General features: G+C 55.1%; 22 protein-coding genes and 1 pseudogene. 13 read left to right on the forward strand and 10 right to left on the reverse strand.

The window, feature by feature from the left end; all coding sequences use genetic code 11:
* The first annotated feature begins 74 nt into the window (after positions 1-74).
* Positions 75-1,127, forward strand: a complete 1,053-nt coding sequence (locus CWM58_RS01415; protein WP_162677679.1) for an AbrB family transcriptional regulator — start codon at positions 75-77, stop codon at positions 1,125-1,127.
* Positions 1,128-1,197: 70 nt separating this feature from the next.
* Here the strand turns inward: CWM58_RS01415 and tpx are convergent, their stop codons facing one another.
* Positions 1,198-1,704 carry a thiol peroxidase gene (gene tpx, locus CWM58_RS01420; RefSeq protein ID WP_008805229.1) on the reverse strand — a complete coding sequence of 169 codons (507 nt, stop codon included), beginning with the start codon at positions 1,702-1,704 and terminating at the stop codon, positions 1,198-1,200.
* Positions 1,705-1,806: 102 nt separating this feature from the next.
* On the opposite strand from tpx, the gene ycjG reads away from it, so the two are divergent.
* Positions 1,807-2,772, forward strand: a complete 966-nt coding sequence (gene ycjG / locus CWM58_RS01425; RefSeq protein WP_074386089.1) for an L-Ala-D/L-Glu epimerase — start codon at positions 1,807-1,809, stop codon at positions 2,770-2,772.
* On the opposite strand, the gene mpaA is transcribed toward ycjG, so the two are convergent.
* Positions 2,769-3,476, reverse strand: coding sequence for a murein tripeptide amidase MpaA (gene mpaA / locus CWM58_RS01430; protein ID WP_061154878.1), 708 nt, complete (start codon positions 3,474-3,476; stop codon positions 2,769-2,771). The genes ycjG and mpaA overlap by 4 nt on opposite strands.
* A gap of 72 nt (positions 3,477-3,548) precedes the next feature.
* Here mpaA and CWM58_RS28295 point away from each other — a divergent pair, with 72 nt between their 5' ends.
* From CWM58_RS28295 to CWM58_RS01445, 4 genes and pseudogenes are all read left to right on the forward strand, one after another.
* Positions 3,549-3,665, forward strand: coding sequence for a hypothetical protein (locus CWM58_RS28295; RefSeq protein WP_012542015.1), 117 nt, complete (start codon positions 3,549-3,551; stop codon positions 3,663-3,665).
* Complete coding sequence (locus tag CWM58_RS01435) at positions 3,662-5,278, forward strand: peptide ABC transporter substrate-binding protein (RefSeq protein ID WP_100680025.1); 1,617 nt, start codon at positions 3,662-3,664, stop codon at positions 5,276-5,278. Before CWM58_RS28295 ends, CWM58_RS01435 begins: the two co-directional genes overlap by 4 nt.
* A gap of 283 nt (positions 5,279-5,561) precedes the next feature.
* A pseudogene (locus CWM58_RS01440) lies at positions 5,562-6,398 on the forward strand (tyrosine-type recombinase/integrase).
* Positions 6,399-6,497: 99 nt separating this feature from the next.
* Positions 6,498-6,725 (forward strand): helix-turn-helix transcriptional regulator, encoded by a 228-nt coding sequence (locus tag CWM58_RS01445; protein ID WP_100680026.1) that lies wholly within the window; start codon positions 6,498-6,500, stop codon positions 6,723-6,725.
* Positions 6,726-6,831: 106 nt separating this feature from the next.
* Here the strand turns inward: CWM58_RS01445 and CWM58_RS01450 are convergent, their stop codons facing one another.
* Both CWM58_RS01450 and CWM58_RS29115 read right to left on the reverse strand, forming a co-directional pair.
* A complete protein-coding gene (locus CWM58_RS01450; protein ID WP_100680027.1) occupies positions 6,832-7,518 on the reverse strand; it encodes a hypothetical protein in 687 nt (228 codons plus the stop codon).
* A complete protein-coding gene (locus tag CWM58_RS29115; RefSeq protein ID WP_227520690.1) occupies positions 7,460-7,963 on the reverse strand; it encodes a hypothetical protein in 504 nt (167 codons plus the stop codon). The genes CWM58_RS01450 and CWM58_RS29115 overlap by 59 nt, the downstream gene beginning before the upstream one ends.
* 204 nt (positions 7,964-8,167) lie before the next feature.
* On the opposite strand from CWM58_RS29115, the gene CWM58_RS01460 reads away from it, so the two are divergent.
* A complete protein-coding gene (locus CWM58_RS01460) occupies positions 8,168-9,181 on the forward strand; it encodes a hypothetical protein (protein ID WP_100680028.1) in 1,014 nt (337 codons plus the stop codon).
* Positions 9,182-9,184: 3 nt separating this feature from the next.
* Here CWM58_RS01460 and CWM58_RS01465 read toward each other — a convergent pair whose 3' ends face one another.
* Positions 9,185-9,628: an STY4534 family ICE replication protein gene (locus CWM58_RS01465; RefSeq protein ID WP_227520702.1), complete on the reverse strand. Its 444-nt coding sequence runs from the start codon at positions 9,626-9,628 to the stop codon at positions 9,185-9,187.
* Positions 9,629-9,912: 284 nt separating this feature from the next.
* Between CWM58_RS01465 and CWM58_RS28045 the strand changes: the two genes are divergently transcribed.
* Both CWM58_RS28045 and CWM58_RS01470 read left to right on the forward strand, forming a co-directional pair.
* Complete coding sequence (locus tag CWM58_RS28045) at positions 9,913-10,137, forward strand: hypothetical protein (protein WP_133122404.1); 225 nt, start codon at positions 9,913-9,915, stop codon at positions 10,135-10,137.
* Positions 10,138-10,245: 108 nt separating this feature from the next.
* Entirely contained in the window at positions 10,246-10,632 is a 387-nt protein-coding gene (locus CWM58_RS01470; RefSeq protein WP_100680029.1) for a serine hydrolase domain-containing protein, read from the forward strand.
* Positions 10,633-11,477: 845 nt separating this feature from the next.
* On the opposite strand, the gene CWM58_RS01475 is transcribed toward CWM58_RS01470, so the two are convergent.
* Genes CWM58_RS01475 through CWM58_RS01490 form a run of 4 tightly spaced genes read right to left on the reverse strand, consistent with a single transcriptional unit; the run spans position 11,478 to position 15,150 of the window.
* Positions 11,478-12,884 carry an MmgE/PrpD family protein gene (locus CWM58_RS01475; protein ID WP_100680030.1) on the reverse strand — a complete coding sequence of 469 codons (1,407 nt, stop codon included), beginning with the start codon at positions 12,882-12,884 and terminating at the stop codon, positions 11,478-11,480.
* 6 nt (positions 12,885-12,890) lie between these two features.
* Positions 12,891-13,565 (reverse strand): amino acid ABC transporter permease, encoded by a 675-nt coding sequence (locus CWM58_RS01480; RefSeq protein ID WP_063106100.1) that lies wholly within the window; start codon positions 13,563-13,565, stop codon positions 12,891-12,893.
* On the reverse strand, positions 13,565-14,356 hold the full coding sequence (locus CWM58_RS01485) for an amino acid ABC transporter ATP-binding protein (RefSeq protein WP_012968429.1): 792 nt from the start codon (positions 14,354-14,356) through the stop codon (positions 13,565-13,567). Before CWM58_RS01485 ends, CWM58_RS01480 begins: the two co-directional genes overlap by 1 nt.
* 5 nt (positions 14,357-14,361) lie before the next feature.
* Positions 14,362-15,150: a substrate-binding periplasmic protein gene (locus tag CWM58_RS01490; protein ID WP_100680031.1), complete on the reverse strand. Its 789-nt coding sequence runs from the start codon at positions 15,148-15,150 to the stop codon at positions 14,362-14,364.
* Positions 15,151-15,245: 95 nt separating this feature from the next.
* Between CWM58_RS01490 and CWM58_RS01495 the strand changes: the two genes are divergently transcribed.
* Positions 15,246-16,133 (forward strand): LysR family transcriptional regulator, encoded by an 888-nt coding sequence (locus CWM58_RS01495; protein WP_100680032.1) that lies wholly within the window; start codon positions 15,246-15,248, stop codon positions 16,131-16,133.
* A gap of 171 nt (positions 16,134-16,304) precedes the next feature.
* Entirely contained in the window at positions 16,305-17,249 is a 945-nt protein-coding gene (locus CWM58_RS01500) for a LysR family transcriptional regulator (RefSeq protein WP_100680033.1), read from the forward strand.
* Here the strand turns inward: CWM58_RS01500 and CWM58_RS01505 are convergent.
* Complete coding sequence (locus CWM58_RS01505) at positions 17,246-18,313, reverse strand: ABC transporter substrate-binding protein (protein WP_100680034.1); 1,068 nt, start codon at positions 18,311-18,313, stop codon at positions 17,246-17,248. The two genes, CWM58_RS01500 and CWM58_RS01505, sit on opposite strands and share 4 nt — an antisense overlap.
* A 222-nt stretch (positions 18,314-18,535) precedes the next feature.
* Between CWM58_RS01505 and CWM58_RS01510 the strand changes: the two genes are divergently transcribed.
* Together CWM58_RS01510 and CWM58_RS01515 are read left to right on the forward strand one after the other, a co-directional pair.
* Positions 18,536-20,104, forward strand: coding sequence for an ABC transporter permease (locus CWM58_RS01510; RefSeq protein ID WP_100680035.1), 1,569 nt, complete (start codon positions 18,536-18,538; stop codon positions 20,102-20,104).
* A complete protein-coding gene (locus tag CWM58_RS01515; RefSeq protein WP_061154870.1) occupies positions 20,101-20,844 on the forward strand; it encodes an ABC transporter ATP-binding protein in 744 nt (247 codons plus the stop codon). The genes CWM58_RS01510 and CWM58_RS01515 overlap by 4 nt, the downstream gene beginning before the upstream one ends.
* Positions 20,845-20,849 lie beyond the last annotated feature (5 nt).

Below are 20,849 nucleotides of genomic sequence, written 5' to 3' on the forward strand. Positions count from 1 at the left end.
CGGCATCCTGGCCTGCAAAGCGGGCCAAACCTGTATATACTGGTTTTTTAATCCTTTTTCCGGGGTGGTGCATCTTGGCGTCGCGTCGCGCGATCGGGCAATGGCTGGCATTGCTGCTGCTCTCTGTTCTCTTCTCCTCGCTGCTGTTACGCCTTCATCTTCCGGCGGCGCTGCTGCTGGGGCCGCTAATCGCCGGCATCATCTTCAGCCTGCGCGGGGTGACGCTGCAGCTTCCCCGCCCCTGTTACCTGGCGGCGCAGGCCATTGTCGGCTGCATGATTGCCCGGGCGATCAACCCCTCTGTTTTTGGTGTGCTGTTCAACAACTGGGCGCTGGTACTGGCGATCCTGTTGACCACCCTGGCGATTAGCGGCCTCACCGGCTGGCTACTGGTCCGCTATAGCGCGCTGCCGGGCGCCACTGGCGCCTGGGGAAGCTCTCCCGGCGGCGCGTCGGCAATGGTGGTGATGGCCCAGGAGTACGGGGCCGATGTGCGGCTGGTGGCGCTGATGCAGTATCTGCGAGTGCTGTTTGTCGTCGGCGCGGCGGCGCTGGTGGTGCGTTATGCATTGGGCAATGAAGCGCAGGAAATGACTCAGGATATTGTCTGGTTTCCATCGTTGACCCTGAATTTCCCTTTCACGCTGCTGCTGACGGCGCTAGCCTGTTGGCTGGGCATGCGGCTGCGCATCCCCTCCGGGGCCATGCTGTTGCCGATGCTGCTCGGCGCACTCGCGCAGGGCAGCGGTTGGGTGATGCTGGAGCTGCCGGAGTGGCTGCTGGCGATGGCCTATGCGGTGCTGGGCTGGACGGTGGGGCTCCAGTTTAATAAAGCCATTTTTCTGCTGGCGCTGAAGACGCTGCCGCAGATTATCGCCTCTATTCTCGGGCTGATCATGATGTGCGCCCTGATGGCCCTCGGCCTGACTCACATTTTGCAGATGGACTTTATGACCGCCTATCTGGCCACCAGCCCAGGCGGGCTGGACACGGTGGCGATTATCGCCGCCGGCACCCGGGCGGATATGTCGTTCATTATGGCGCTACAGACGCTGCGACTGTTTACCATTTTACTGACCGGCCCGGCGATGGCACGGGCTATCTCCCGCTATGCGCCACGGCAATAAAAAGCCCCCGCAGAGCGGGGGCTGAGCAAAGAGAATGTCCGCAGGCGCGATGCGCCCGGGCACTCTGTTATCAGGCTTTCAGAGCGGCCAGCGCGGCGTCGTAGTCCGGCTCTTCGGTGATTTCGTTCACCAGCTGGCTGTAGACGACCTGATCGTTTTCATCGATAACGACCACAGCGCGAGCGGCCAGGCCAGCCAGCGGACCGGCGGCGATGGCGACACCGTAGTCAGCGAGGAACGACGCGCCGCGCAGCGTGGAAAGGGTCACCACGTTGCTCAGGCCTTCCGCGCCGCAGAAGCGGGACTGGGCGAACGGCAGGTCAGCGGAAATGCACAGCACCACGGTGTTGTCCAGTTCAGCGGCCAGCTGGTTGAATTTACGCACTGATGCGGCACACACGCCGGTATCAATGCTCGGGAAAATATTCAGTACTTTACGTTTGCCGGCGTACTGGCTCAGCGCGACGTCAGAGAGATCTTTGGCGACCAGCGTAAACGGCTGCGCTTTAGCGCCTGCCTGCGGAATGGTGCCCTGAACAGAAACGGGGTTGCCCTGGAAATGCACGGTTTGTGACATGGTTATCTTCCTGTTTACATATAGTTAACGTCACGAGTAGTGTATGACATCCGCCAGCTACACGGCAAACCCTATTTAACATTGACCAGAGAGGACAAGGGAATGCGCAACGTGCGAGTGTATGAGGAAGCCTGGCCGCTACATACCCCTTTTGTGATCGCCCGCGGCAGCCGCAGCGAGGCAAAAGTGGTGGTGGTGGAACTGGAGGAGGACGGTGTGAAAGGGGTGGGCGAATGCACACCTTATCCCCGCTATGGCGAGAGCATCGCTTCGGTCATGGCCCAGGTGATGGCGATCGGCGAGCAACTGGAAGCGGGTCTCACCCGCGAACAGCTGCAGCGGCTGCTGCCGGCAGGCGCCGCGCGCAATGCCGTTGACTGCGCGCTGTGGGATCTGCAGGCGCGGCGCGAAGGCAAAACCTTGCCTCAGCTGCTGGGTGTGGCGTTACCCAACCGGGTGATCACCGCCCAAACGGTGGTGATTGGTACGGCGGATCAGATGGCAGCCAGCGCCGCGGCGTTGTGGCAGAAGGGGGCCCAGCTGTTGAAAGTGAAGCTTGACGACCGGCTGATCAGCGAGCGGTTAATCGCTATCCGTCAGGCGGCGCCGCAGGCCACCCTGATTGTCGACGCCAATGAGTCCTGGCACAGCGAGGGGCTGGCGGCGCGCTGTCAGCTGCTGGCGGACCTCGGCGTGGCGATGCTCGAGCAGCCGCTCCCGGCTGACGCCGATGCGGCGCTGGAAAACTTCGTTCATCCGTTACCGATTTGCGCCGACGAGAGCTGCCATACCCGGGAGAGCCTGCCGAGGCTGCGCGGGCGCTATGAGATGGTCAATATCAAACTGGATAAAACGGGCGGTCTGACCGAAGCGCTGGCTCTGGCCGAGGAGGCGGAACGGCAGGGGTTTGAACGGATGCTGGGCTGTATGCTCTGCACCTCGCGCGGGATCGCCGCCGCGCTCCCGCTGGCGCCGCTGGCGCGCTTCGCCGATCTCGACGGCCCGACATGGCTGGCGGTGGACGTTGAGCCGGCGCTGCGGTTCAGCACCGGCGTGCTTCATCTTTAAGCCTGCCAGCGCAGCAGGTCGGTCATCGCCGGCAGGTAACGCTCCGTTGCCTCGTCGGCGGAGACCGGCGGGAACTCGGCGGTGATGCAGGGGAGTCCGATATCGGCGCACCAGCTGCCAAAGGAGCCCGGCGTGTCGTAGCCCACGCTGCCGACCAGCGGCAAGGAGAAGGCATTAGCCAGCCAGTGCCCCAGCGGGCTGTGGCCCGGGTCTTCGATACATGCCAGCGGATCGTGAAAGGAGACCACCCATGCCGGATGGATCTGATGGATCAACTGACACAGGGCCTGGGTCTCCCGCTCCGAACCCGGCTGCTCGCCGGTCAACAGCACCACGTCGCGTTCCTCTGCCGCGCTGTTCCAGCGATAAACCGTTTCCCCTTGTCGCCAGTTAGCGGCCGGAAAGTTACGGTTGAGGTCAACGCCGCGGGCGTTGGCGCGTAGCCCGAGCTGACAGCCGTCAGGATTGACCGTTAGCACCACGTGGTGACGGCGCAGCTCGGGTTTCAGGGTGCGCAGGGCGCAGGAGAGGGTCACAATCGACGAATTTTCATCACCGTGGGTGCCGGCAATAATCAGGCCACTGCGACTGTCGGCCTGCGGCGCAGGAAACCACAACAACGGCGCGCCCAGTTCCGAGCTGCCGTACTGCCGGGTTCCCGGCGGAAAGTCGCCGCGCTGCGGACGAGGACGTGAAATAGACATAGGGCTTCCTGTGTGTCGTTATTATTGAGTGTTGGCGAAAAGCGTGTCGGGATCAAACCCATTCCCTGAGGCGTGAAATCCGACGACACATCAATTTTCTATCATATGTCGTTTGCAATTTCAGGTGATGAAACAAATAATTATCGCTCTGTTGGCGGTATTTTTTTCATTTTAAAGGGGATCTTATGAAGTATCCTGTCGCTTTGACATGCGGCGCGCTGTGGTTAGCCAGCGTATCTTCTTTAGCCTGGGCGGCGGACGTACCGCCGGGTACGGTACTGGCTGAAAAACAGCTGTTAGTACGCCATATCAAAGATGAACCCGCCTCGTTAGATCCCGCCAAAGCGGTGGGCCTGCCGGAAATCCAGGTGATCCGCGATCTGTTTGAAGGTTTAGTCAATCAGGATGCGAAAGGCAACCTGGTTCCAGGCGTGGCGACCCGCTGGCAGAGCAACGATAACCGCGTCTGGACCTTTACCCTGCGCGATGACGCGCGCTGGTCCGACGGCACGCCGGTTACCGCCGAGGATTTCGTCTATAGCTGGCAGCGTCTGGTGGATCCGAAAACCACTTCGCCGTTCGCCTGGTTCGCGGCGCTGGCGGGGATCGCTAACGCGCAGAACATCATTGACGGCAAAGCCGCGCCGGAGACCCTGGGGGTCACCGCCGTCGATGCCCACACCCTGCGGGTGCAGCTGGACAAACCGCTGCCGTGGTTCAGCAACCTGACCGCCAGCTTTGCCTTCTATCCGGTACAGAAGGCGAATGTCGACAGCGGGGCGAACTGGACGCGGCCCGGCAGCCTGGTGGGCAACGGCGCCTATGTTCTGAAAGACCGCGTCGTGAATGAAAAGCTGGTGCTGGTGCCGAACACGCACTACTGGGATAACGCCAAAACGGTGATCCAGCAGGTCACCTTTGTGCCGATCAACCAGGAGTCCGCCGCCACCAAGCGCTATCTCGCTGGCGATATCGATATCACCGAATCTTTCCCGAAAAATATGTACCAGAAGTTGCTGAAGGACATTCCGGGGCAGGTTTATACCCCGCCGCAGCTGGGCACTTACTATTACGCCTTTAATACCCAAAAGGGGCCGACGGCGGACGAGCGGGTGCGACTGGCGCTGAGCATGACCATCGATCGCCGGGTGATGGCGGAGAAAGTGCTGGGAACCGGGGAAAAACCGGCGTGGCGTTTCACGCCGGACGTGACGGCGGGCTTCACCCCCCAGCCGTCGCAGTTTGAGAGTATGAGTCAGGCCGAACTTAATGCTCAGGCGAAAGCCCTGCTGGCTGCCGCCGGCTATGGCCCGAATCGTCCGCTGAAGCTGACGCTGCTGTATAACACCTCAGAGAATCACCAGAAGATTGCCATCGCGGTGGCGTCGATGTGGAAGAAAAACCTCGGCGTGGAGGTGAAACTGCAGAACCAGGAGTGGAAAACCTATATCGACAGCCGTAACACCGGCAATTTCGACGTGATCCGCGCCTCGTGGGTGGGGGATTACAACGAGCCGTCCACCTTCCTGTCGCTACTGACCTCCACCCACAGCGGAAATATCTCCCGCTTTAACGATCCGGCGTACGACAAAATCCTCGCCCAGGCGGCGGTGGAGAATTCGGCCAAAGCGCGTAACGACGATTACAACGCGGCGGAGAAGAACATTATGGTCAAAGCGCCGATTGCGCCGATCTACCAGTACACTAACGGCCGGCTGATTAAGCCGTGGCTGAAAGGCTACCCGATCACCAACCCGGAAGATGTGGCCTACAGTCGTACCATGTATATCGTGAAGCACTAACCGGTACTGGCCTCCTGTTAATAACGCAAGGTAACCACGGATAAACCCAGAGCTGGCGCGGCTTAAAGCGCCAGTCTCTCTTTCTGACCATCTCCCGCCACAGCAGAAAGCATCACTTTTCTGACGGTATTTTTGACGTATTCAACAAAAAGCGGTTGCGGTAAATTGCGTATAATACCGTCAGCCAGGTGTTTTATCGACGGTATCGTAAACACCGGAGGATACCGTCATACTGACTGATGTCGAGCTTAAGTGTCTGAAATAAAATGATAAAAGTTATAAAATTTCTGACCGTGATAGCCTGTATGTTTTGTTCTCTCCCGCTGGTTCTGTTTCATTTCGCTATGACTACCGCATCAATAATCGGCGTGAGACCCTGACTCTTGGACGTTTTGGCGTGGGAGGGCTTAGCCTTGCTGAAGCGCGGGAAATGTTAAGTAAGGCCAAATAACTTATTTCAGAGGGTGTTTCTCCTGCGATTAAAAAGCAGCAGGCAAAGCAGGAAATAAGAGAGGCCCTCTATTTCAGGGATTTTGAGAAACGCTGGCGTAAATCCTGGAATGCTGCTGAAAGTACCAGAGCTCTTAGATTATCTATTATGGATAAAAAAGTGCTGCCGCATTTTGGTAAGCGAACCCTCAAGGAGATTAGTCATATTGACCTCCGCATCCTGTGCGAAGAAATCCGCGATCGCGGCGCACCGTCCTCTATCATGAAAATGTCGCGACCACATCGGGTTTATCTCTCCCGGCAGGCGCAAGAGATTCTTGTTGCGTTAAATATCATCTATGCCTGGCCCGAGTATCTTCATCCCGGACGTTTTAGCCCCAGACTCCCGCTATCTGACGCTGCGCTGAATGCCGCTATTCGTTCGGGGTTAAAACAATTAGCGGAAGAGGGCGTGGAGTTTGAATCCTTTTCAGTTCATGACCTGCGTCGGACGGCCAGCACGCTTTTGCACGAAGCAGGGTATAACTCTGACTGGATCGAAAAATGTCTGGCGCATGAACAGCGGGGTGTCCTGGCGGTGTATAACAAGGCGGAATACGCAGAGCAACGGACATCCATGTTGCAGGACTGGGCGGATATGGTTGACCGGTGTATTGAGAAATTTAAATGAGTCAGGAATAGGGCAGCCGATAAAAGCTTATTGTTGCTTAAAACAGTGAGCCGGATTTAACAGAATTTGACGACAGATAACCAACTTCTGGAGAGAATCATGCATGCAGCACTCAGAAAAGAAGAATTGATAAAGTTAGTGCGGTTGTCTTTTTATACTATTGATAAGCAGGGAAAAGATGGCGATTTTCCTAAACGCTTCTCACTGACGCCACGCGTTGTTGCCTGGAACCGGGATGAGGTGGAAGCTTGGCCAGACGCACGTCAGAAATACCCCGACTTAATTGAGCGTGACGCGGGGATGATGAAAGGTCTGGAAAAAACGTGAGAGATACACAGGCAAAAGTTTGCAGCAAATCGTCAGCGCGCAACTTGTCAGACAGAGGAGGGCTCCGGGCGGAAAGATGAAACGATGCCGCCCGTTTATCGCAATTTCAGATTCCTTCCTCTCTGTCAAACAACCTCAGCATTTCAACCGAAACAGGCTTGGGTGAATGCCATTCACACTCACCGCGTAAACGAAAATCAGAAATAGCTGCTTCAATGATCTGTTGGCTTAACGACGGAGCGTCAATAATCATCTGCAACCCCAGTCCATAAGCATAGTTGGGTAAAAAACGATAACAGCAGTGAATTATGGGCGGATCGTCATGAGCTATCTCCTGCTCGCGTTTATGAACATACTGTGAAAAAGTCAGGTTGCCAAACATGACATATTTACTGGGTTCTCGGAATATCATTGTGTGGCTTAGAATTTTTCCTTTTGCGTCGTAATTGTGTCTGGTTTCCATTCGGAATTCATTTTCACGTTCTTTTTTGCTCAGCAACTCACGGGCTTCATCAAATGCTCGGGCGTGGACGGCATCGTTAAACGCTGTTTGCACTGTGATAATTTCCGCGTTCCAAAGAACGGCGGGATCTAATCCCGTAAAGTAGACATCGCTCCATCCCCAAATGCGATCGGGTTCATCGCAGAAAGGGGAAATGCCGCATGCGTCGTAGTATATGCCGCCACAGCGGTGATGCTCCTGACGGATCAGATTCTTAAGTAGAATGACTTTTTTACGGCGACAACGGCGTGAAAGAGAAGTAAAAGGGCGGTGCTTGCGATAGCCTGACATAGCGATTCCTTGAGCGATAGCGCGTCGGTGTGGCTGGATCAGACCCAGCCGGATAGTCTACTGAAAACAGCTTTGAATTAATAGTCAGCAGTATTCGCCCGCTGTGTCGGTGGATGGCAGGCAGCGGAAGCATATAGAGCAATGAACGTTCGGCGGCGGGACACAGACTAAAGCCCGTCTGGCGCAACGTGTGGCGCAATGCGGCGCCAATCGTGAGACCAGGACTATCGAGAAGGTTAATTTCGACGGGCTGTAGCTGCAGGTTCATCCGGCTGGTTTCGGGTTTGAGTTCTACTAGGGTGTAGCGCTGCTGGCGCTCGGTAAATTGCGGCGTAGTGGGGACTACACCGATATTGGCGGAAACAGGCAACGGTTTCTGGCGTACGGCGCAGCCGCTAATAAACAGTGAAAAAGTATACAGTAAACACAGAGCGTCATTCTTCATGGCGAGGCGTCCGACAGGAAATTGAGCTCATCCTGCCAGTTGCGTGACTATCGGACAGCCGAAAATAGGGGGAAGTGGATAGTCGTTTTTAGCCATGTGGTGACTAACACAGCCTTTTTACTTATCTGTTGTCTGGGTGATAGACGTGTAGGAGATACACCTGTTATAACTACCTGAATTATCATATGGAAAGGCAGAAAATTAATGATAGGAAAGTTTTTTCGTTCAGTCCCTGTTGTGTTCTGGATAAGTTTTATTTGGTGGCCAGCCATTATGTTCAGTCTGGCTTATGCCAGAAAGCGTACAAGTACTGATCTACTCATTATCATAACATTTATCAGCATGGTGTTGATATCCGGATATATTATCAGATTTTTTTCTTCTGCTACCTTTGCAAGCACAGAGAGAAAACGCCTCAGAGGTGTATTTCCTGGACGAAAAGGTAAACTGAAAGGAATCATTAGTGCTTCAAGTACGTTAATCGTAATATTTTTTATCGCGGCGGCGACGGCGATTTCAGGTGTTGGTTTCAATTATGGTATTTTCCTGCTTGGTGTTCCGGCAATTTGTTTCTCATTACTGTTTTGGAATTATTATTTTTTATGCATGTCAAGGCTGCAAGAAAATACTGTTAAAAAAATAAATCGAGCTCTTTTAATTTTGTGTTCAATCATACTGTTTATTTCAAAGATGTTTACGAATGGTTTTGTCAATGAATTCTTTGATATTAGTGTTTCTAAAATCGCTTATGTTGGGTGGGCTTTTTCAATCTTATTTTCCATCCCATTTTTTGTGATTGCTTCATATTTTAGCTGTATGGCTATAGGGGCGGTAACTGATTCATCGCGGGTTAAAAAAATTAAAATACCTTCGATGGTGCATACATCAATTCTTTGTCTGTCAGGTGTTTTTTTAATTATCGGTTATACTTCCTATTTCATTAGCGCTGGTGGATTGTTTAATGCTGTGGCGAAAGAAGTTTACCGTTATGATACCAGAAGCTCTTTTCAATGTAATGATAAATACTGGATTATTCCAGAATTAGGTAGAGAAGCCAGATATCTCATGGACACACCAAATAATTATAGAGCGATATATATTGAAAATAATGCTGTTCATGTGACTGCTGTGGTTTGTAAGAAAGATGGCAGTTATACCCGTTATCCTATTGAAAGTGCAGAAGATATATTAAAAAAGCAGGCTCCCAAAGGAGCCTGACTGTCACCACATGTAGGGCGTTGAATCTGGATATGCAGTCGATGCTGGAGCCTCCGGCGACGTATCTTCAGCCTGTTCAGATGATTTGGGCTTCGCCTGATAAACCTGCTCGCCATAGACTTTAATCCAGTGGATAAAGGTAAGCCTGGCCTTCAGGCTTACATCCTGCTTCCCGGCATACTTCCCTTTGGTATGGGAATAAATATCGGTCCACAAGTCGCCGAGACGAAAGCCAATTAGCACTTTTTTCCCGGCGTCCACGGCATCATTGCAGCGACGGATCAGATGTTGCGCCTCATCGCCTGAAACCCGAACATCAAAATAGTGATATTCCGGTTTGGTGGTGGGGCTGTTCAGTGCCGCAATGGCGTACGCGAGGAAGCTGTCGCCTTTTTTAGGCTGCACGTCGCGGATGCGGCTGAGATAGCCCAGACCGTTAATGTGCAGATTAAACTAAGACGCAGGGGACGTTGAGGTTCTCATTGCTGACCTCCTGAAGTTGATAAGAAATACCGTGGCAGGGATCAGCGCCGAAGGAGCTGTTCGGTAATTATTAGAGCTCTTTAAGTAAATATTTCAGTTGATGATCTATCCCTGGAAGAGGACGTATGCATTTTGCCATGTGGTGACCGGTTTTATTTTAGGTGCCATAGATAAAGTGGCACCAATACATTAGATGCTCTCGATTATGACAGGCAAAATCATAGCCAGGTCTGAAAGAGGCAATGACGATGGAAATCGAAAATATCTCTACTTCTGATTTTGTTCCTCCCCCACAAGCGGTGACAAACGAAGATCTTGATCGCCAGACATTAGCAATCATTACAGGGCAATTGGTAGCTGCGGAGTTGGGGCTTACTGGCGTGCTTCCAAATTTGGCAGATATGGTAAGAACGGCGCATGCAATTCAGTGCGAGTCAGATGCGCTATGGGGAGATGTTAATGGATATGATTGATCATAATTGATTGCAACACGAATTACTTTCTTCCAATGATCTTGTTTTAGCTGTTAATAAAGAACAGGCATCATATTATTAATATACCTTAGGGGAAAGTGCTAAAATATGAAACCGAATGATATGAGCAGCCCTGATTCAAAGGTTGTAAAATTGGATTATATGTTAGTTCATGGTTCCCTTCTCCCTACAACAGCCTTGAACATTGCAAAAAGCATGATGGGTAAAGGCGCGGGTGCTTTCAGTTTTGGTATTGGTTTTAAGGACAAGATTGTTTCTCTCGTAAATTTTGGTGGCCAGAAGCCCAATACTCAGTATCCGATAGCTTCTGCATCAAAGTTTCTGACTGCGGCTACGGTGATGGCTCTTGTGGATGAGGGAAAATTATCCTTGGATCAGCCTGTTTCACGTTGGCTGCCAGCGTTTCCGAAAATTGCTGATGAACTAACTCTACGTCAGCTTTTATCTCAGACTTCAGGTCTTGCCGGTACGTAAGAGGAGTTCTATGAGTTTGCTCAGGATCATCGCATTACGTTAGTACAGTCGGCGCAGGAGTTTATGCAGCGCCCTCTGATTAGCCGTCCTGGAAAAGTTTTTGCCTATGGTGATCCGGGTTTTCAGGTAGTTGGCGCTGTTGTTGAGGTGATTACAGGGAAATGCTAGAGTCAGGTATTCCAGGAGAAATTAGCCGGACCGTTGGGGATGATGCGAACCCAATGGATGCATCCGCGAAGGGATCGAGCTAATGATGTGCCTGTGGAGGAGATCCTGAATCCAGTTTTGAAGGGCGGGGCGGTCAGTACGGCGGAGGATTATCTCAATTTTCTGAGTATGATCGCTCAGAATGGGATGTTTGCGGGTTAACGTATTCTCTCGCCAGATTCCATCAATGAAATGTTGGCAGATCAAACTCCTGGTGTAGTAATGACATCGACGGGGAATAATATTCTGGTTGATGTCCATTACGCGCTGGGTAACTGGTGTGAGTCTGGGATACGAGAGGAACGGCTCCCGCAATTCGGGTCTCGGCTTTTTTGGCGTTTATTCCTGGGTTGAGAGAACAACGGGGCATTTTGGTATTATTTGTCCATTTATTCGTGATGATGCATTTCGGTTTTGGTCGGAAATGGAAGGTATCCGTGACGCTGTCTCTGTGGATTAAAGCGACTCGTTGGAACCGTTGCTAGATCACAAAACAGAAAACTTTTTGTCTACGGTAAAAAAGACGGTATGGGTTTCTAAGGGTAAGAAAAAACCACTATCAGACATGATGTTACATGGTGAGTATATAACCAAGCACTAACCGGTCGTGGTTGCCTGATGATGTCAGGCAACCCTTGCTACGCCGGTAGCGAAAAGCCCATCAGGTCTGCCGAAGAGGAGTAATACCGAGCCGTTTCCTCCTCCATCACGCTCGTAAGCAGTTCGTTAACCTTTATCTTATGTCCGGGCAAATTTCGCCGCGCTTTGGCAATAATTTCGCCATCGCTAAGCGGGCGTTCGGCGCTGCCCAGGGGTTTGTAGCGTTCCTGCACTGCACGTTCACCACGGCTGTTTGTGACCACAACGCGCGCGCCAGGCTGGCGTGCCGGACCGTTCATTCGTTGTGTAAATTCAGGTGTGACAGTGGCCGTGACTTTATCCGCCACCGCCAGCAAGGCTGGGTTTTGCATATTGTCTTCTGTATACCAGTCGGCACCAGGTGGCAGGCCAGCGGCGACCGCTGCCAGCGTCCACGGCAGGCTGAACTGCGCGTCGGTCACCGTTTGCGGCCGGTAGTCCATCATATCATTGACCAGGCGGGGGAAGCTTTGTACCTCAATGGTGCGGAGATCCGCAACGGACCAGCCGGTCTGCTGCATAATGCCCTCCATACATTCCAGCGCGCAGGCCAGCCAGCGGCAGGCGGGATATCGCTTAAAGCTACCGTAGCCAGCGTACCAGTGGCTGCCGAGATCGTCGGTCAACCTGTCTGGCGCGAACTGGTCAGAGCCAATCATCCGCCAGAAGCCCTGTTCGCCATCGAGTACGTCAAGGCTGCCGCTGAGGCCTTGCTGCGCCATTATCACCGCCTGCACGGCGGCTTGCGCGGCGGGCGCCACGGCATCTTTGAGCGACAACAGCGGTCGTTGTCGCCAGTTATACTGGTGCAGGCTGGGGAGCGGTGTTAACGCGGCGGCCAGGCCCACTGCGTGATGTAATTGCTCAGGGTTTAACCCCAACAACCGACCGGCTACCACGGCTGCGCCGATAGATTGATGCTGCGCCACGCCGTAGACCTGGCTGAAGCGTTCTGCCGAAGGCTGGATGGCGTGGATGAGCCGGTTATTCACCTCGAAACCGGCCGCCAGGGTGGTAATCAGCACGTCCTGAGCTACCGGCTCAGGATTGAGGTCAAGCGCAACCATCGCGGCGGCAACCAGCGTGGCCCCCGGATGGCCGAGCCCTTTGCCGTCGATCTCCACACCGTCATCGTGATCCAGGCCGTTTATCATGGCGGCGTTCGCGAACGCGGCCGCCGATGGGCTGAAACCGGACTCACCGAAGACGCTACAGTGACCGTTTCCGCCAAATAGCCGGGAGGCGCGTATCATCGGTTCGCTGACCCGGTGGCCACTGGCCGCCCAACCGCAGGCCAGAGCATCCAGTAAATGCAGTCGAATTTTGCGCCGAAGGGGAGCCGGGATAGCTGGCGCAGATAAGGTACTGGCAAAATTGACCAGCTGGCGTGTTGCGGAAATAGTCATGGTTACTCAACGTTTGAAGTAGCGGCTGCGGATCCGGCGCTCGGCATAGCTTGCCAGCAGTGACAGCGGAAGAATGGTGGCGACGAAAAACAGCGCCACAAAAGTCAGTGTTTCCAGAGGGCGGAAGGTGGCGGTACTCAGCCGTTGCCCTTGATAGAGGATCTCACCCGTTGCGATATAACTCGCCAGCACGGAATTCTTAACCGACATCACGCACTGACTGACAAACGCCGGTAGAATTCGCAAAAAGGCAACCGGCCCGGTAATGCGAACTAATACTTTCAGCGGTGACATCCCCACCGACAGGCCCGCTTCGACCAGACCATGATCGACCGATTGCATACCAGAGCGAAATATTTCAGCGAAAAATACGCTGCCATATAATGAGATGGCCAGGACACAGGTCAGATACGAGGAGAGGGTCAGGCCGAACAAAATGGGCAGACAGTAGTAGGCCCAGACAATCAGCACCAGAGGGGGGATTGAACGCACAATCTCAATCAACCCCTGGGTGGGTAAGCGGATGACCGCCCTGGACGCGCCGCGCAACGGGGCCAGCAGCGCTCCGCCAAGAATGCTTAACGTGACTGAGGCCAGCACAATTTTAAAAGTGGTCAATATCCCTTCCAGCAAAACCGCGTGATATTGCCACAGTATTGAGAAATCCCAGTGATATGACATTAGCGCAGCTCCTCTGCCGTTACGCCGGACAGCGTCATAAAGCGTCGGATAGGGGCATCGGGCGGTCGTGACCAGATCTCCTGCGGGGATGCTTCTTCCACCAGTTTGCCATTATCCATCAACAGCAGCCGGCTACAGACCTGCAGGGCAAAACGCATTTCATGGGTAACCACCAGCATGGTGGTGCCGCTGGCCGCCAGTTCGGAAATAACGGACAGCACCTCCCCGACAGATTCCGGATCGAGTGCGGAAGTCGGTTCGTCGAACAGGATCACTTGCGGCGCCATAGCCAGGGCGCGGGCGATAGATACCCGCTGCTGCTGACCGCCTGAAAGTTGAACCGGGAAGTCTCCGGCTTTTTCTTGCAGGCCCATACGCGTGAGCAGCGCCATGGCTTTTTCGATGGCTTTTTTACGCGGCACGCCCAGGACCTGTACCGGACCTTCAATAATATTCTGCAATACACTGCGGTGTGGCCACAGATTAAAGTGCTGGAATACCATCGTCATTGAGGCACGCTGGCGCGCTAATGTGCGCTGTGTGACCTGTTTTCTCTGCGCGCCGTGAAAGCCTATTTCTTCCTCACCCAGCCAGATATGCCCACTATCCGGGACTTCAAGCATGTTCAGGCAACGCAGCAGGGTGGATTTACCCGCGCCGCTGCGGCCAATGATGCCAATCACCTCCGAGGGACGAACCGCGAAGGAAACATCATCTATAATTTTATTACCTGAAAATGATTTGCTAAGCGCTTCAATTTTCAGCAACGGTAATAATGATTGTGGGTTCATCAGAGTTATTTCGCTGGGTGAGTATATTTCTGCCAGATTTTTTTCAACGTGCCGTCTTTATCCAGCTGTTCGAGCCGTCCATTCAGCCACGCCTGTAATTCCGGTCGATCTTTACGCAGGCCCATATTGGTTGCCTGTTCTTTGATCGGCTGTGGAATAATCATCGAGCCCTGATGACGCTTTTGAATATATTGCGCCATCTGGATATCGTTAGTGACGATGGCATCCGCGCGGCCGCTCTCCATCTGGAGCTGCATGTTGTCGCTATCGGGAACGATAATCCACTGGGCTTTGTCCAGTTGAGGCTGCAGCAGCGTGACGGCTGCCGAGCCATCAATCGCGCTGAGCCTGGTCTGCGAAGTGTTGATGGTGTCCCAGCGCTGATATTTCTGCGTCTCTTTCTCCAGAGTCAGGACGCCCATCTGGTGCGAGCCCATAGGGCGTGTAAAGTCGACGGCTTTGGCTCTTTCTGGCGTATTATTAAAACCACCTAAAATATCGAAGCGGTTGGACTGTAAACCCGCGACGGCGGTGCCCCATTGCGTATCAACGTATTCAATCTTGATATCGGTGTTTTTAAATATCGCCTGCACAACATCCGGAACCAGCCCGGTCCACTGGTTGGTCAGCAGATCTTTCTGATACCACGGCGGTGCGTTGACCGCACCGACGCGGATCACATGGTCTGGCAGAATCGTATTGATTTCTTCCCCGGCCTGAGCAGGAGACTGGGCTAAGAACATCCCCGGTATAAGCAACAATATCGACATGAAGCGTGACGTGAAAAATTTCATTTTATGCCCTCTGGTGAATATAATTATGGATTCTATAACCCTGAGTGCATATTTTTTAAATGCATAATCAGCATATCGTTATCAGGAAAATGGCAATGACACCCAAGCAACTCGAGGTCTTTATCAGTATCGTTCAGCTAGGTTCAGTGACAGCGGCAGCGGCGCAGCTGGCCATGTCGCAGCCTTCGGTGAGTAAAAGCCTGGCGCTTATCGAGCAGCAGATGGGGTTCAGCCTGTTTGAGCGCTATCAAGGGAAGATGCAGCCAACCGCGGAAGCCAGAGCGCTGTATAAAGAGGCGCTGCGCGTGCATCAGGATCGGCTTCGTTTTGAGCGTTTTGTTGATCACATCCGCCAGTATCGCGTTGGTCAGTTGCGGGTCTGTGCCACGCCTGCGTTGGCGCTGAATATATTGCCGCTGGCGGTGGCGCGTTTTCGCCAGACCTTTCCCGATTATGGTGTGGTGGCGGATATGTGTCTCAACAATGAAATTGAGACAGCGGTTGAAGAAGGGCGTTACGATCTCGGTTTTCTGGTGAAACCCGGCTACGAACCAGAGGAGAACCCGCTGGCCATCTGCCGGGGCGAAATGGTGTGTGTGCTGCCCGAGCAGCATCCGCTGGCGCAGCAGACGGAAATCCGTTGGCAGGATATCCCGACACGCGACCTGGTATATATCACGACCGACGCGCGGCTGGTTGCCATGATTGCCGAGGAGGTGCCGGCGTTCCGCCAGCGCCAGGTGGCGGCGGTAGAAACCAACCGCTACAGCATAGCGATTAATCTTGTCAGACACGGCAACAACAGTATGACTATTGTTGACAGTTTTTCTCTACAGGGCGTCGACACCAGCGGTCTGGCGGTGCGGCCGTTCCGTCATGCCTTGCCGGTGTCTGTCGTCGCGGTGACGGATGGACATAGCACCCTGTCGCAGCCGGGCGAAGTGTTTGCGAAAGTGATGACGGAATTAATGGCTGAAACGTGAGATCAGCGTGAGGCTCTGTGGCTGGCCGCTCATGCAGGTTCATCAATATTCGGCAACGCGAACTTTCACCCCAGTCACCGTGCGCTAACCCACCGGGAGTGGTGTCTGTGGTTTACCGCCAGGCCGCCTTCCAGTACTTTTGTTGAACAGTAGAGGGAAGGGAGCGGAACGATGCATCTGGATTTTCGCCAGTTACGCAATTTTGTGGCGCTAGTGGAGTACGGCAGTTTTAATCGTGCGGCGGAGGCGGTTTGCCTGTCGCAGTCGGCGTTTAGCCGCAGCATTCAGGCGCTGGAGCAGAGTGTCGGTCATCCTTTATTCGACCGCCAGAGCAAGCTACCGACGCTCACGCTGCATGGGCAAAAGCTGCTGCCTTATGCGCGCCGTTTTCAGAAACTCAATATTGAGCTCAGTAGCCAGCTGCGTGAGGCGGACGATGCGCAAAATGGCGAGGTCGCTTTTGGCTGCGGCCCGGCTCCCGGCGCCAGGCTGATTCCGGCGGCCATCGGTAAGTTTCATCGTCTTTTGCCGCAGGCGAGGGTGCATTTTCACATTGATAACTGGCTTGCTCTGCATCAGGCGCTTACCTCCCAGCACTATCCTTTTGTGGTCGCCGATAGCTGGCAGGCCGAGCTTGACCCGCAGCTACGCGTGCAGCCGCTCAGCCCACAACGCTGTTTCTTTGTCTGCCATGCCGAACATCCGCTGGCAAAACAGGGGACGGTCTCGATTCAGGAGATGCTGCGCTACCCTTTTGCCGCTCCCTATTTGCCGCCGGGGGTACGCAAGGTACTGGCAACCCTCAGCCAGCAACAGGACTTTACGCCCGCCATCCAGTGCGACCATATTTACGCGCTGCTTTCCACTCTGGCGCAAACCCACGCGATAAGCTTCGCCAGCGAGGACGGCTTCGCGTTGTGCCAGCACAGCCATCGGCTGGTGAAACTGGAACTTAGCGATCTGCCAGATGAGTGGCGGCTAATGCAGACCCGGTTTGCCATTATCTCCCCGGTTCACGCGATTCAGCCGCCGCTGGTTGAGAGGCTGATTGAGATTATCCTCCACACCGACCGTCAGCATCAGCTTCAGCTGCTGGCGCAGGAGGAGGGGGATTAACCGGCGTTTTTCGCCTCACCTTTGGCATCGTACGGTGGCCAGCGGTTTTCCAGTTGCTGCGTTTTCAGCGCCTGCTCGACAAACTGGCCGTCCACCCACTGCTTAACGTCAAAGGCGCTGCGGATCAGACGACCCGATTTAGCCTGCTCGACGCTACTGCTGAAGCTGTCGGTCAGGAACGGGTCAATACGCGGTGAGGTGGTAAAGTTCAGATCCTGCGGCTGCAGCGCCTCCAGAAACAGCGACTTAGGGATCTGGCTTTGCTGCGCCATCTCGGCAGACCAGGCGTCTCGATTAGCCGGATCGCTGATTTCAGCGGCATTCTTCACCAGCACATTAACGATCTGCTGAGTCGCCTGCGGCCAGGTCTCGATAAACGTCTGTGTGCCGAGGAACCCCGCCTGAGTGGTGTTCTGGCGGCCTGAATCGCCGCTTTTAACCACCACATCAATTTTGTCGCCGCGTAGCGCCAGCAGGGAGACGCCTCCCCATACCGCATCGACGCGACCGGCCGCCAGCGCCGCTTTACCCGCGTTCCAGTCAAGGTTGATGACCTGCAAACTGCGCTCATTGAGGCCGGCGGTTTGCAGCGCCCGGTCAAAGGCCAACTGGTCTGCCGTACCGCGATAGACCGCCACCCGTTTGCCTTTCAGGTCGGCCAGCGTTTTAATACCCGAGGCTTTGGTTACCGCGAGCCAGGATTCCGAGCCGCGGCTGCCCAGAAGCAGGCGTGTCGGCAGACCATTGGCCTTACCGATAATCGCCGCCAGATCGCCGAGGTAAACAAAATCAAGCTGTCGGTTGGCTAACGCTTCATTCACCGCCGGGCCTGCCCCCTTGAAAAACTGCCACTGCACTTCCACACCCTGCGGTTTAAACACCTCTTCCAGCTGATGGCGGATAAACGCCATGCCGACCGGCCCCTCAATAAAAGGTTGACTGCCTGCGCTCTGATCCGGCACGCCGATGCGAATGGTTCGTAGCGTCTCGGCCTGGGTGTTTGCCGCCAGACCGATGACCGCGACCACTGCCAGCAAGGTGCGGCTAAAATATGCTTTCATCATAACGTATTGCTCCCTTGAGTTTTTTCTCACCCTAAAGAGCCGGCGGGCCGTGTGTTAAATGCTTTTATTCGCCAAGCATGGGTGAAAAAAAGCTAAATCAGACGCAGCGTGCTCGCCAGGCTGAAATGCATTCGATGCATCGGGATTATTCACCTTACGCAATAGCGGGGCGGCGTGAGTCACGTTTTCATAGCGGCATCACTTTCCGATGAGTGGACCGATATGTCGCAGATGATCTTAAGAACCGATGCTCCTGGCAGGCCGGGTTTCCGGCTTAACGGCTGGCCGTGGCTGCTGCCAGCGCTACTGTTGTTGCTGTGGTACATCGCCGCCCGCGAGGGATGGATGCCCGCGCAAATTTTGCCCGCGCCGTCGGTGGTTGCCGATACCGCGTTGTCGCTGCTGAGCGGCGATCTGCTGGCGCAGTGGGGATTTAGCCTCCAGCATCTGGCGCTTGGCCTGCTGCTGGGCGCCATCGCCGGCACGCTGCTCGGGGCGCTGTTTGGCCTGGTGCCAGCGGCCGCGCAGCGGGTGGAACCGCTGTTCTACGCGCTGGCGCAAATTCCGACACTCGGCTGGATCCCGCTATTGATGGTGCTGTTCGGGATTGATAACGGCCTCAAGCTGGCGGTTATCGTGAAAACCACCGTGGTGCCGATGACCATCAACACTCAGCAGGCGGTAGCCAGCGTGCCGCTGACCCTGAGCGAAGCCGGCAGGGTGATGAACTTCTCCCGCTGGCAGCGGCTGCGCTGGCTGGTGATCCCGGCAAGCCTGCCGGGCTGGTTTACCGGTCTGCGTCTGGCGCTTTCGCAGGCCTGGGTATCGCTTATCGTTGTCGAGCTGTTGGCTTCTTCCGAAGGTATTGGCTACCTGATGGTCTGGGGCCGCCAGCTGTTTCAGCTGGATATCGTCTTCGTCACCATCGCGGTGGTTGGCCTGAGCGGCATGCTGATGGAGTGGGCGGCGAATCGGGCCTGTTCCCGACTGGTGTTCTGGCCGCAGCCAGCCGCCGGACGCCTGGCGTGGAAACCGCAGGCCAGCTGGCGGGCGTTACAGTTGCCGATAGTCCTGCTGGCGCTGTGGCAGCTGGCCAGTCAGTGGGGCTGGATTGATAGCGGATTATTCTCTTCGCCGCTGGCGGTGGCGGCGCGTTTTGTTCAGGGGATCCTGAGCGGAGAGCTGAGCGCCGCGATGCTGGCCAGTCTGGGGAGAGCGGTTGTCGGCGGCGCGCTGGGGATTGCCGGCGGTTTGCTGTGCGGGCTGCTGCTGGCGCTGTGCCCACGCGCCGGACAAATTTTTACCCCCATGCTTAACGTGCTGCGCCATATTGCTCTGTTTGCCTGGCTGCCGCTGCTGACGGCATGGGTGGGTAACGATAACGGCGGCAAAATTGTCTTTATCGCTCTGGCGTCTTTCTTTCCGATGTTCTTCAGCACCCTGCAGGCGGTACTTCAGCGAAATCCGCAACTCGATGAAGTCGCCAGGGTACTGCGGCTGGGTGAATTCGCGCGCCTGCGCAGGGTCATTCTTCCCGGTGCCGCGCCGGGGATCTTCGCCGGTCTGCGGCTGGCGCTGATTTACGCCTGGCTTGGCAATATCGGCGCGGAATATTTCATGTCCTCCGGCGTCGGGATCGGCAGCCTGATGATCAATGCCCAGCAGCTGCTGGATATGCCCACTATTCTCTGCGGCATGGTGCTGGTCGGTATCACCGGCGCGGCGCTGGATAAAGCCGGACGTTTACTGGAAATGCGCGCCACCCGCTGGCGTCAACAGGAGCAGTTATGACCTCTTCAACTCTGGTCTCTTTTCGCCACGTGCGTAAATCCTGGCAACAGGTGACGGCGCTACAGAATTTCAATCTGGATATCGCCGCCGGTGAACTGGTCGCGCTGGTGGGCAGCAGCGGCTGCGGTAAATCGACGCTGCTACGGATGCTGGTGGGACTTGAGTCAGCCACCCAGGGGGATATTTGTATTAACGGCGAGCCGGTCACCGGCGTGGGCAAAGAGCGCGGCATTGTGTTTCAGGAGCCGCGCCTGTTCCCGTGGCTTAACGTGCTCGACAACGTGATGCTCGGCCTGGCGGATGAAAAGCTCAGCCGGGCGACGAAGCGCCAGCGGGCACTGGAGATGCTGGCGCGCGTGCAGCTCAGCGAGTTCGCCAGCGCGCTGCCCGCGCAGCTTTCCGGCGGCATGGCCCAGCGGGTGGCTATTGCCCGCGGTCTGGTGGCTCGCCCGCAGATCCTGATGCTCGATGAGCCTTTCGGCGCGCTGGATGCCCTGACGCGTCACACCCTGCAGCAGGAACTTTTACAGATCCACCAAAGCGCGGGAACCACCACGTTACTGGTGACGCACGATGTGGAAGAGGCCGTCGCCTTGGCCGATCGCGTCGTCGTGCTCTCACCGCGTCCGGGGCGGATACGAGAAATCGTGAACCTGGCGCTGCCTCATCCGCGCCAGCGTGATGATGACTCGTTTACCGCCGCCTGCCGCCACATTCGCAACCTGATTACTTCTGTCTGATTTTA

The organism is Klebsiella sp. H-Nf2 (assembly GCF_002806645.1).
GTDB lineage: Bacteria > Pseudomonadota > Gammaproteobacteria > Enterobacterales > Enterobacteriaceae > Klebsiella > Klebsiella variicola.